Genomic DNA, 12,134 nt, shown 5'->3' on the forward strand with positions numbered 1-12,134 from the left:
GCCCGGCCGGGCGTGGCGTCCTACAGCATCGACACGGTGCGCGAGTTGCGCGCCGAGCTCGGCGCCGACGCGCCGCTGGCGTTGCTGATCGGCAGCGACAGCTTCGTCGGCTTCAACGGCTGGCGCGAGTGGCGGGCGCTGCTCGAGGCCGCGCACCTGATCGTCGCCGACCGCGCCGGCAGCGGCTGGGAGCGGGCGGTGCCGGCGGAACTGGCGCAGGCGGCGGCCGGACGCTGGGCCGACACGCCGCAGGCGCTGGCCCGTGCGCCGGGCGGCCGCCTGTGGTGCCTGCGGCAACCGCTGCGCAGCGAATCGGCCAGCCTGGTGCGCGCGCGCATCGCCGCCGGCGAGGACTGGGCGGCCTTGCTGCCGGCACCAGTGGCGGCCTATATCCGCGACCATGCGCTGTATGCGTCCGGTGCCGCCGCCGCTGGCTGAATACGCGCCCTGCCGGGGTCGCCTATAATTCGCCCCATTCCATCGAGTTCGCCGCTTTGTCCAGTCAAGCCCACGTCATCAAGACCCAAGTCCCCAATCCGCCGCCGCCGCTGCCGGTCCTGCTCGCCCACGTCCGCGAGGCAGTCGAGGAACTCAAGGCCAAGGACGTGGCGGAAATCGACGTGCGCGGCAAGTCCAGCGTCACCGACTATCTGGTCATCGTCTCCGGCACATCCACCCGCCACGTCAAGTCGATCGCCGACGAAGTCATCAAGTACGCCAAGCGCCTGGATGTCATGCCGCTGGGCGTGGAAGGCGAGCGCGAGGCCGAGTGGGTGCTGGTCGATCTCGGCGACGTGGTGGTGCACGTGATGCTGCCGCGGGTGCGCGAGTTCTATGCGCTGGAGCGGCTGTGGACGGTCGGCGACCAGCCGCCGGGCGACGACGACGACTCGGCACGCGATGCCTAAGCGGCGCAATCCCGCGCGCAGCGTCGGCAGCGAGGCGTTGCCGGTCAGCAAGCGTGTCGGCGCGACCGAATCGACACCCGCGACGCCGGCGCGCAAGCGCTTCGACTCCCTGGTCAAGCGTCTGGAGCGCGCCCGTGCACAGTTGCATGCGTGGCAGGACGCGCTGCCGCGCTGGGAGCAGCGTTTCCACGAGCAGGTCGATCCCTTGCTGCATGAGCGCGATGCGGCGCAGGTACAGTTGTTGCGGGAACTGGACGCAGCGCATGCCACCTTCAAGTTGAGCAAGCGCGATCGCGCCGATCTGTCCGAGCTCATTTGCGAGTTGGCTGCGCTGTTGATCCGGGACGGCGACAACGATGGCCTGAAGGACATCTACGACCGGCATAGCCCCCTCGGATTCGACCAGGATCTGGCCGAATCCGAGGCATTGCTGACGTCGGTCATCGGTGAGGAATTCGGCCTGACCGAAGAGGAAATGGCGCATATCCACTCCCCCGAAGCGCTGTATGCGCAGATCCAGGAGCGGCTGCACGCACAGCAGGCGCATGCGGCCGGGCGCGCCCAGCAGCGCGACAAGCGCCGCCGTGCCGGTGCAGGCAAGGCCGCGCAGGTCGCCGCCGATCCGCAACAGACGCGTCGCGCGCTGTACCGCAACCTGGTCGCCGCATTGCATCCGGACCGCGAGCCCGATCCGCAGCAGCGCGAGCGCAAGACCGCCTTGATGCAGCGGCTCAACCAGGCGTATCAAAACGACGACCTGCTGGCACTGCTGGAACTGCAACTGGAAATCGGCCAGTTGGATCAGGCCGGCATCGCGGCGATGGCCGAGGAGCGCATCCGTGACTACAACGACCTGTTCGCCGCGCAACTGCGGCAGGTCGAGCAGACATTGGCCGGACTGGTCGATGACTTCATGGGGCGTTACGGTCTTCAAGACGGGCGCGCGCCGCAGCCGCAGCGCCTGGATCCGCTGTTGGCGCAGATCAAGCGGCAGGTGCAGGAGGAGATCCGCTCCTGTGCCGACGATCGCGCTGCGGCGCGGCAGGCCGACACGCTGAAGCAATGGTTGAAGCGGGAGCGTGCCCGGCTGGCCGAGCAGGAACTGGACGACGCGATGTACGACGCCCTGCTGCTGGGCGAGCGTTGGTGATGCGCGCCTGCCGCGCGCAGCGATGAAGGCGCGCCTCATCGCCACTGGCGAGCGTGCCCCGGCCTGGGTGGCGCAGGGCTTCGCCGAGTACCGCAAGCGGCTCTCGCACTGGTTGCCGCTGGATCTGGTCGAGATCGAGCCTGGACTGCGCGGCAAGGGCCGCGATGCGCAGCGCGCGATCGAGGACGAAGGCCGCCGGGTCCTGGCGGCGCTGCCGAAGAATGCGCTGGTAGTGGCGCTGGACGTGCCCGGCAAGCAACACAGTTCCGAGCAACTGGCGCAGCGCATGGAGCACTGGCGCGGACAGGGGCGCGATCTGGCGTTCCTGATCGGCGGTCCCGAAGGCCATTCGCCGGAGGTGCTGGCGGTCGCCAGCGAATCCTGGTCGCTGGGGCCGCTGACGCTGCCGCACATGCTGGTGCGGCTGGTGGTGGCCGAGCAGCTCTACCGCGCCGCGGCGATGTTGGCCAATCATCCTTACCATCGCGCCTGATCGCCTGATCGCCTGATCCCGGATCCCGGATCCCGGATCGCGGATCGCGGATCGCGGATCGCGGATGGCGTGCGCGTGGCGGCAATGCGTGCGTGATGCCGATGCTGGCGCACCGCTCAGGCAACAAAAAAAGCCCGGGCTTTCACCCGGGCTTTTCGTTACGGCCTTGCGACGTTCGCGATCAGTTGAACGTGTACTTCGCACCCACCGTGAAGTAGCGGCCGATCGCACCGCTGAAGTGCAGCGGGTTGTAGTTGACCGCACCGTAGGTGGTCGGATCCAGCGGGGCGATCCGGTCGAACACGTTCTGCACCGACGCGTTCAGTTCGAACGCCTCGGTGATGTTCCAGCGGCCCGACAGATCGAAGGTGGTGAACGAGGCGATCTTCTTGACCGGCGTACCGTCGGCGTAGAACGCCTGGTAGTCGCCGCCGCGGCGATCCTTGTTCTCGATGCTGTCGATGTAGTTGACCACGCCGCTCACGCTCCAGCTGCCCTGCTTCCAGGTGGTGCCGAAGTTGATGCGGTCCTGCGGCGTGCCGATGCAGTTGGTCACGTCGCAGTTGCCGTGCGTGCCCACGTAGTCGACGGTGGTGTCGCCTTCGGTGCGCTCGAACTTGAGCAGGTGGCTCCACTGCGCATCCAGTTCCAACTGGCCCGGACCGATCTCGAAGGTCTGGCGGATGTCGGTGTCGATGCCGCGCACGCGCGAGGAGTTCGCGTTCACGTAGCCGGTGTTGACCGCCAGGATGGTGCCGCTGTTGGCGACGCCGCCGATGTTGTTGCTGTCGCGCAAGACGTTGCCGGCGGCGATTGCGTCGGCGGTGCTGCCCTGGGCGATCTCGTTGGTGCGCTTGATCTCCCAGCCGTCCACGGTCAGCGAGGTCGTCGAGGTCGGCTGCAGCACGAAGCCCACCGAATAGCTCTTGGATTCCTCGGGCTTCAGCGCCGGGTTCGGCCGGGTGATGATCGCCACCGAGCGCGCGGTGCACTCGTTGGCCGGATCGATCGCGCAGCGCACCGGATCGCGGGCGTTGGAGAACGCGGCCAGGCCGCCGTCGCCGTTCTCGGCCGGGTTCGGCGCACGGAAGCCCTCGGCGTAGCTGGCGCGCAGCGCGATCCAGTTGGCCGGGGTCCACTTCACGCCCAGCTTCGGCGTGGCCTTGCCGTCGCCGCCGTCGTACTTGTCGTAGCGCAGCGCCGCCGACAGTTCCAGTTGCTCCAGCACCGGTGCCGACAACTCGACGTGCGCGGCGTAGACGTTCTGGGTGCCGTCGTAGGCCGAGTAGCCCAGGCCGATGATGTCGCCGATATCGGTGTAGGTCTGCGGGGTCAGGCTATTGCTGGTCTTGCGCCATTCCGCGCCCAGCGCCAGGCCCAGCGGCCCGCCCTTGAGGTCCATCAGGCTGCGCGAGACGGTGAAGTCGAACATGTCCAGTTCGGACTTGGCACGTGCGCTGATGGTCGGCGAGATGTAGTCGTACAGCGCCTGCGAGTTGAGGTTGGCGTTGTCGCCGATCCGCCAGGTGCCGGCCGGGCAGGCCGGGTTGCCGAGCACGCAGCGCACGGCGCTGTAGCGCAGGAAGCCGGTGCGCTTGTTGACCAGGTTGGTACCCGAGTGCAGGTAGCCGGTGTCGTAGCTCCAGTCGCCCCAGTTGCCCTTGACGCCGACCAGGAAGCGGTTGAACTCGTTGGTGTTGTCGGTGACGCGCGGGCCCACGTCCCAGGCGCTGTAGCGCAGGCGCGCGGCGTAGGGCAGGGGATTGTCGGGATGGCCGGCGTAGAGCACGGTGGCGCCGGCGCCGCTGTTGGCGTTGACCGGGCCGCCCGGGTAGCCCCAGCCGCCGGATACGCCGGAAGGGGTATTGGAGAACACGGTGTTCTTCTTCGAGTAGCCGATCTCGGTGTAGATCTCGCCGCCCTCGCCGAAGGCGAAGCTGGCGCGGCCGAACACGTTGACGTACTTCTCCTCGGGGGTCAGATCGCGGAACTGCTGTGCCGGATCCCACAGGCAGCCCTGCGCCTGCGCGGTGGCGTCGCTCTGGCCGGGGATGGTGGTCAGGCCGGCGCAGCCGGGCAGTGCCACCAAGCGGCCGGCGGTGTTGAACACCGAGCCATTGGGGCCGGTGCCGCCGGCGGTGCCGCCGCTGAGATAGGCGCCGCCGAGGAACTGCGCATCCTGTGCCGCATAGCCCCAGCGGCGGATGTCGCCGGTGCCGATCCACTTGCGGTCCTTGCGGTCGCTGATCTTGATCGCGTCGGTCTTGCCCACGTCCAGGCTGAAGAACGCGTTCCAGCCGTCGCTGGCGAGGTCGCCGGTACCGGCGGTCAGGGTCGCCTTGCGCGCGTCGCCGTCGCCGTCGCCGGAGAGGCCGTAGGAGCCGCGCAGGATCGCGCCCTGGAAGTCGCTGCGCAGGATGATGTTGACCACGCCGGCAATCGCGTCGGAGCCGTAGATCGCCGAGGCGCCGTCCTTCAGCACTTCGACCCGCTCGACCGCGTCCAGCGGGATGGTGCTCAGGTCGGTGAAGACCTTCTGGCCGTCGTCGGCCAGGCCGTAGGTGGCCATGCGTCGGCCGTTCAACAGCACCAGGGTGGAACCGGCGCCCAGGCCGCGCAGCGAGATGCCGGCGCCGCCGCCGGCAAAGCCGTTGCCGAAAGTCTTCGGGATCGAGCCGGCGCCGTCGGCGGTCAGGGTCTGCAGGTACTCGGCCAGCGAGGTCTTGCCGGTGCGGTCGATCTCCTGGCGGGTCACCACCTGCACCGGCGACGGGGTTTCGGTGTCGGTGCGCGGGATGTTGGAGCCGGTGACCGTGATGCGGTCGAGATTGGTGGCCGCTTCCTGGGCGAAGGCGGCGGGCCCTGCGAGGGTGGCGAGAACGCCGGCGACGGAGGCACACAGCAGCGTACGGCGGGTTGCACGCCGTTGGGTCGGGATGTTCACAGTTTCTCTCCTAACTGGAAACGCAGGTTGTGACTTTCTGACGAAAGCGCCGACGTCTTGGTGGCCGGCTGTCTCTCATCTAGGTGTATCTATCGTGAATAAATCGTGAATTTTAGATTAACACGGCCGGCCGGCGAATGCCGGCCGGCCGCGCCGGGGTGATTCAGCGGTCGAGCGAAAAATCGACCGGTACCAGCCCGTACGCCTGCACCGGCGTGCCGTTCTGCAGCGCCGGCTTGAACGCCCAGCGCTTGAGCACCTGGTCGCGGGCGGCCTGGTCCAGCACCCGGTGGCCGCTGCTCTTCTCGATGCTGACCTGCAGCGGTTGCCCGTCGGTGCCGACCAGCACCCGCAGCAGCACGCTGCCCTGCAGGCGATCGCGCAGCGCGTCGCGCGGATACGGCGGGGCCGGCGCGCGCAGGTACTGCAACTGCATGCCGTCCACCGGCGCGCTCGCGCTTGCGGGCGGCAGGCTCGGTGCGGCGATGCTGGGCGTGGGGTCGACATTGGGCGCGGTGTCCAGCGCTACCGGGCTGCTGTCGAACAGCGGCGCCGGCGTCGGGGTCGGCACCGGGACTGCGGTCGGCGTGCGCGGCTGCGTCGGCAGCTGTTTCTCGACGGTGGGAATGGTCGGCGGCGGTGGCGTGACCTTGACCAGCACCGGTTGCTGCCAGGGCGGCTGCACCTGCGCCGGTTCCGGTGGCGCGGTCACGTGCGAGAGCGGAAGCAGCAGCAACAGGGCGGCCAGCACGTGCAGGGCGATCGCGGTGCTGTAGGCCAGGACCCGGGACAGGTCGATGCGGAAGGACGGGGCGGGGAGTTGCGTGCGAACCATGGATCCACCTCTGCGATAGGAGTGTCGTGGACTGCGGTACCGGAAAACGCACGGGGGCGACGGATGGGGTCATCGCGCCCGTCCGCGTTTCGACAGTGCGCCGGTCGCGGGCACTTTGGCAAGAGGCGGCGGCGATCAAGGCCGGGTGCCGTATTGGCGAGGGGCGCTGCGGCGGACCGAAAACGACGACGGCGCCCGCAGGCGCCGTCGCGAAGGAGGGGGCGGACCGGGCTTACTTGCCCAGTTCGAACACCACATCCAGGTTGACCGAGACGCTGCTCTCGCCCGGCGCGACCGGGGTGCTGTCCATCTCCGCCTTCATCGCCATCGCGCGCATCATCGGCATCGGCGGGCGCACGCCGCCGCTGCTGCCTTCGGAGATGCTGACGATGCGCCGCACGTGCAGGCCCAGCGCCTTGGCGTAGGTCTGCGCGCGTGCCTGCGCCTTCTTCAGCGCATCGACCCGGGCCTGGTCGTACAGCGGTTCCGGGTCGTCGATCTCGAAGGTGGGGCCGTTGATCTGGTTGGCGCCCTGCGCGGCCAGCGCGTCGAGCACCTTGCCGAGCTTGGCGATGTCGCGCACCTTGAGGTTCACCGAGTTGTTGGCCTGGTAGCCGATGATCTGCGGCGCCTGGTTCTCGGCGTACTTGTACTGCGGGTTGAGGCTGACCCCGCTGGTCTGCACGTCCTTGTCGGCGATGCCGGCGGCGCGGATCGCGGCCAGTACCTTGGTCATCTGCTCGGCGTTCTGGCGCATCGCCGCGGCGCTGTCGGTGGCCTGGGTGACCACGCCGGCGGAGATGGCGGCGACGTCGGGCGCGCGCTTGGCCTCGGCCTGCGCGGCGATGTTGAGCAGGGTGCCGTCGGCGGGCACGGCGTAGCCGGGCGCGGCGGATTGGGCGTGGGCGGTCATCGTGCCTCCTAGGGCGAGGGACAGGGCCAGCAGCAGCGGGCGGACGGACAATGCGCGCATCGATGTTCTCCTTGTGAAGATTGGGCGAGGGTGTTGCCGCGACGATGAACGCGTCGTGATCTTCGCCGGGGTCGAAGCGATCGTCCCGCAATTAGCGATCGTTCAGTCAGTCCGGTCGGGTTATCCTTCGGCCATGCTGTATCTCGCGTCCCGTTCCCCTCGCAGAAACGAACTGCTGACCCGCCTCGGCGTGCCGTTCCGGATCCTCGACCTCGAGGTGCCGGAAGTGCGCGCGGCCGACGAGTCGGCGCAGGCCTATGTGCGCCGGGTGGCGCTGGACAAGGCCCGTGCCGGCTTGGCGCAACTGCCCGATGCCGCCGACGCGGTGGTGCTCGGCGCCGACACCGAGGTGGTGCTGGACGATCGCGTGTTCGGCAAGCCGGCCGACGCCGAGGATGCGGCGGCGATGCTGGCGGCCCTGTCCGGGCGCACCCACCAGGCGATGACCGCGGTGGCGCTGGTCGCCGCCGGACGCGAAGAGCTGGTGCTGGTGCCGACGGCGGTGACCTTCGCCGACTTGTCCGCACGCGACATCGCCGACTACGTGGCCAGCGGCGAGCCGATGGGGCGGGCCGGCGCGTATGCGATCCAGGGCGGCGCCGAGCGTTTCGTCAGCCGTCTCGACGGCAGTTATTCCGGGGTGATGGGCCTGCCCCTGCACCAGACCCACCACCTGCTGCGCACCTTCGGAGTGCTGTGATGTCGCAAGAGATCCTGGTCAACGTCACACCGCGCGAGACCCGGGTGGCCGTCATCGAGAACGGCATGCTGCAGGAGTTGCACATCGAGCGCGGCTGGCGCCGCGGCGTGGTCGGCAACATCTACAAGGGTCGGGTGCAGCGGGTGATGCCGGGCATGCAGGCCGCCTTCGTCGAGGTCGGGCTGGAGCGCGCGGCGTTCCTGCACGCCAACGACGTGGTGCGGCCGGCGCCGGTCGGCAATGGCGACACCGAGGAGGCGACGCCATTGCCGGTGTCGGCCGCGGTGCCGATCGTGGAGTTGCTGCGCGACGGCCAGGACATCGTGGTGCAGGTGGTCAAGGATCCGATCGGCAGCAAGGGCGCGCGGCTGACCACGCAGATCAGCATTCCCTCGCGCTATTTGGTGCTGCTGCCGCAGTCGCGGGTGATCGGGGTGTCGGCGCGGATCGAGGACGAGGCCGAACGGCAGCGCCTGAAGACTCTGGTCGCCGACTTGGCCGCCAGCCACGGCGGCTTCGGCTACATCATCCGCACCAATGCCGAGGGCCAGCCGGCCGAGGCCCTGGCCGAAGACATCGCCTACCTGTCGCGGGTCTGGAACGTGGTCGAGCGGCGCGGCCGCGACGGCGCCCCGGCCAGCATCATCTACGAGGACCTGAGCCTGCCGCTGCGCGCGGTGCGCGACCTGATCCGCAAGGACGTGGAGAAGGTCAAGGTGGATTCGCACGAGACCTTCGAACGGCTGCAGGCCTTCGTCGCCAAGTACATGCCGGTGCTGGCCGAGCGCCTGGAGCTGTACACCGGCGACCGTCCGATCTTCGACCTGTACGGGGTCGAGGACGAGATCGCCCGCGCGCTGGACAAGCAGGTGCCGCTGAAGTCCGGCGGCTACCTGGTCATCGACCAGACCGAGGCGATGACCACCATCGACGTCAACACCGGCTCGTTCCTGGGCCAGCGCAATCTCGAGGAGACGGTGTTCCGCACCAACCTGGAGGCGGCGCAGGCGGTGGCGCGGCAGCTGCGGCTGCGCAACCTCGGCGGCATCATCATCATCGACTTCATCGACATGGACGATGCCGAGCACCGCCGGCAGGTGCTGCGCACGCTGGAGAAGGCGCTCTCGCGCGACCATGCCAAGACCACGGTGTACGAGTTCTCGCCGCTGGGCCTGGTGGAGATGACCCGCAAGCGCACCGTGGAGAGCCTGGAGCGGCAGCTGTCCGAACCGTGCCCGGAATGCAGCGGGCGCGGCTCGATCAAGACCGCCGAGACCGTGACCTACGAGATCTTTCGCGAGATCACCCGCGCGGTGCGCCAGTTCGACGCGGCGCGGCTGCTGGTGATCGCCTCGACCAAGGTGGTGGCGCGCATCACCGACGAGGAATCGGCGGCGGTGGCCGAGCTGGAGGAATTCCTCGGCAAGACCATCCGCTTCCAGGCCGACGAACAATACCTGCAGGAGCAGTTCGACGTGGTGTTGTTGTGAGGCCGGGAGTGGGGAATCGGGAATGGGGAATGGGGGAAGAGCGCGCTGTTCGCGCTGACGCATCCCTGGATTCCTCGGCCGAATTTCACACGGCAATGAGCAGTTCGCGCTCTGCTGTTGCGATTCCCCATTCCCGATTCCCCATTCACCGCCCCTGATGCACACCCCGCTGCGCCGCCGCCTGCGCCTGGCTCGCCGTTTCGCGTTCTACGCGGTGGCGATCGGGCTGGTGTGCGTGGCCCTGGCGGTGGGCGCGCTGAGCCAGGCGCTGCCGTTCGTGGAGCGGCATCCGCAGCAGGTGGCGGCGTGGCTGAGCGAGCGCGCCGGGCGGCCGATCCGCTTCGACCGGCTGGAGACGGCCTGGACTCGGCGTGGCCCGCTGTTGCGCCTGGACGGACTGCGCATCGGCGCCGGCGACGGTGTGCGCATCGGCCAGGCCGAGGTGCTGGTGTCGATGTACGCGGGATTGCTGCCCGGACGCTCGTTCACCGAATTGCGCCTGCGCGGCCTGGCGCTGACCCTGCTGCGCGCCGACGACGGCAACTGGAGCGTGCAGGGCCTGCCGACCTCGGGGCAGGGCGGCGATCCGCTGGATGCGCTGGAAGGGCTGGGCGAGTTGCAGGTCATCGATGGACGCCTGCGTGTACACGCCCCGTCGCTGGGCCTGGAAGCGCAGGTGCCGAAGATCGACCTGCGGATGCGCGTGAACGGCGAGCGCCTGCAGGTGGGCGTGCACGGCTGGAGCGATCTGCAACAGGCGCCGCTGACCGCGGTGCTGGACCTGGACCGTCGCAGTGGCGACGGCCAGGCCTACCTGGCGGTGCGCCCGGCGGAACTGGCCGGCTGGGCCGGCCTGCTGCATGCGGCCGGCATCGAACTGCAGGGCGGGGTCGGCGACGTCCAGGCCTGGCTGGACCTGCAGCAGCGCCGGGTCGCCGGGGTGACCGTGGACGCCACGCTGCGCGCGCTGCGCCTGCGCGGCGCGCCGCTGGCCGACGGGCGCACCCGGCCGCAGCTCGCCTTCACCACCTTCCGCGCGAAGGCGCGCTGGCGCCAGATCGACGGCGGCTGGCGGCTGGATGCGCCGCAACTGCAGTTCGGCCAGGCCGGGCAGACGCTGCAGCGCCTGGACGGGCTGACCGTGGCCGGCGGACGCCGTTTCGCTCTGTACGGCGATCGGCTCGACCTGGCGCCGCTGATCGCGGTGGCCGGGCTCAGCGACCGGCTTTCGCCCAGCCTGCGCAGTTGGTTGGCGGTGGCGCGGCCGCGCGTGCAACTGACCCAGGTGGCGGTGAGCGGGGTTCCCGGCGGTCCGCTGTACGGCCAGGGGCGGCTGGCGGACCTGGCGTTCGCGCCGGCGGGCGGTGCGCCCGGGGTGAGCGGGCTGCGCGGCCGCTTCGACGGCGATGCCCAGGCCGGCGAACTGGCGCTGGAGGCCGGCAGCCCGGTCCGCGTCGACTGGCCCAGCGGCTTCGGCGTGGTCCACCAAGTCCAGTTGGCCGGGCGCATCGTCGCCTTCCGCGATGGCGACGGCCTGCGCGTGGCGACCCCGGGGCTGCGCGTGCAGGGCAGCGACTACGGCGCCGACGTGCGCGGCGGGCTGCGCTTCCAGGACGACGGCTCGCGGCCGTGGATCGACCTGGCTGCCGACCTGCAGGACGCGCCGGTGGTGGCGGCGAAGAAGTTCTGGGTCCATTCCAAAATGAGCAAGGCCGCCACCGACTGGCTCGACGCCGCGCTGCAGGGCGGGCGCCTGCGCGACGGCCATGCGCTGGTCTCCGGCGACCTGGACGACTGGCCGTTCGCCGACCACAACGGCCGCTTCGAGGCGACCGCGCGGCTGGAGGACGCCAAGGTGCGCTTCCAGCACGACTGGCCGGCGGTGGAGAACGTGGACGCCAGCGTCGCCTTCATCGGCAACGGCTTCGAGGTGCATGGCCGCGGCAGCATGGGCGGGGTGCCGGTGGAGCAGCTGTCGGCGGCGCTGCCCGACTACAAGGAAGGCCAGCTCAGCGTGCTGGCCAGCACCCGCGCCGAGACCGGCAAGCTGCTGGCGATGCTGCGGCAGAGTCCGCTGCACGCCCATTACGGCGACACCCTGGATGCGCTCAGCGCGTCGGGGCCGGCCGATGTCACCTTCGACCTGCTGCAGCCGCTGCGTGCCGACATCGGCACCCACCACCTGCGCGGCACGGTCGACCTGCTCGGCGCGCATATCGCCGACAAGCGCTGGGACCTGGCCTTCGACGACATGCGCGGCAGCGCCAACTACAGCGATACCGGATTCGCCGCGCAGAAGCTGAGCGTGGCCTACCAGGGCCACCAGGGCGAACTGGCGCTGCGCGCCGGCGACGGCGTGCAGGATCCGCAGCAGGCCTTCGAGGCCGCGCTGAGCGCGTCGCTGGACGCGAACGAACTGCTCGACCGGGTGCCGGAAATGGCCTGGCTCAAGCCGTACGTGCAGGGCCGCTCGCGCTGGAACATCGGCGTCGGCCTGCCCAAGACCCCCGACGGCGGCGCGCAGCCGCCGACCCGGCTGCAGCTGCGCTCGGACCTGGTCGGCACCCAGTTGCTGATGCCGGCGCCGATGGACAAGGCGCCGGCCACGCCGCTGGCGACCTCGGTCAACGTGCCGCTGCCG

At 69.7% G+C, this 12,134-nt stretch carries 9 protein-coding genes and 1 pseudogene; 7 read left to right on the plus strand and 3 right to left on the minus strand.

All coding sequences use genetic code 11. The annotated features are described in order from the left end of the window. From CEK69_RS20375 to rlmH, 4 genes and pseudogenes are all read left to right on the plus strand, one after another. A pseudogene (locus CEK69_RS20375) lies at positions 1–438 on the plus strand (nicotinic acid mononucleotide adenylyltransferase); the annotation flags it as partial. Positions 439–494: 56 nt separating this feature from the next. Next, positions 495–908 (plus strand): ribosome silencing factor, encoded by a 414-nt coding sequence (rsfS, locus tag CEK69_RS20380; RefSeq protein WP_017907284.1) that lies wholly within the window; start codon positions 495–497, stop codon positions 906–908. Then, the gene (locus CEK69_RS20385; protein ID WP_226975245.1) at positions 901–2,058 is read left to right on the plus strand and encodes a J domain-containing protein; all 1,158 of its coding nucleotides are present in this window, start codon (positions 901–903) and stop codon (positions 2,056–2,058) included. The genes rsfS and CEK69_RS20385 overlap by 8 nt, the downstream gene beginning before the upstream one ends. Positions 2,059–2,080: 22 nt before the next feature. Continuing rightward, positions 2,081–2,551 (plus strand): 23S rRNA (pseudouridine(1915)-N(3))-methyltransferase RlmH, encoded by a 471-nt coding sequence (rlmH, locus tag CEK69_RS20390; RefSeq protein WP_010340439.1) that lies wholly within the window; start codon positions 2,081–2,083, stop codon positions 2,549–2,551. 181 nt (positions 2,552–2,732) lie between these two features. On the opposite strand, the gene CEK69_RS20395 is transcribed toward rlmH, so the two are convergent. The 3 genes from CEK69_RS20395 to CEK69_RS20405 all read right to left on the minus strand — a co-directional run bounded on the left by CEK69_RS20395 (position 2,733) and on the right by CEK69_RS20405 (position 7,303). Further along, positions 2,733–5,495, minus strand: coding sequence for a TonB-dependent receptor (locus CEK69_RS20395; protein ID WP_152182826.1), 2,763 nt, complete (start codon positions 5,493–5,495; stop codon positions 2,733–2,735). A 163-nt stretch (positions 5,496–5,658) separates the two neighbouring features. Then, complete coding sequence (locus CEK69_RS20400; protein ID WP_152247620.1) at positions 5,659–6,330, minus strand: energy transducer TonB; 672 nt, start codon at positions 6,328–6,330, stop codon at positions 5,659–5,661. A gap of 232 nt (positions 6,331–6,562) precedes the next feature. Continuing rightward, complete coding sequence (locus CEK69_RS20405) at positions 6,563–7,303, minus strand: SIMPL domain-containing protein (protein ID WP_017907288.1); 741 nt, start codon at positions 7,301–7,303, stop codon at positions 6,563–6,565. A gap of 133 nt (positions 7,304–7,436) precedes the next feature. Between CEK69_RS20405 and CEK69_RS20410 the strand changes: the two genes are divergently transcribed. From CEK69_RS20410 to CEK69_RS20420, 3 genes are all read left to right on the plus strand, one after another. Then, positions 7,437–8,003 carry a Maf family nucleotide pyrophosphatase gene (locus CEK69_RS20410; protein WP_152247622.1) on the plus strand — a complete coding sequence of 189 codons (567 nt, stop codon included), beginning with the start codon at positions 7,437–7,439 and terminating at the stop codon, positions 8,001–8,003. After that, the gene (rng, locus tag CEK69_RS20415) at positions 8,003–9,493 is read left to right on the plus strand and encodes a ribonuclease G (RefSeq protein WP_010340444.1); all 1,491 of its coding nucleotides are present in this window, start codon (positions 8,003–8,005) and stop codon (positions 9,491–9,493) included. Before CEK69_RS20410 ends, rng begins: the two co-directional genes overlap by 1 nt. A 157-nt stretch (positions 9,494–9,650) precedes the next feature. After that, positions 9,651–12,134, plus strand: a 2,484-nt coding sequence (locus CEK69_RS20420; protein ID WP_152247624.1) for a YhdP family protein, incomplete at its 3' end; no start/stop codon positions are given.

Source organism: Xanthomonas sp. LMG 12462 (assembly GCF_009192885.1).
Lineage (GTDB): Bacteria > Pseudomonadota > Gammaproteobacteria > Xanthomonadales > Xanthomonadaceae > Xanthomonas_A > Xanthomonas_A sontii.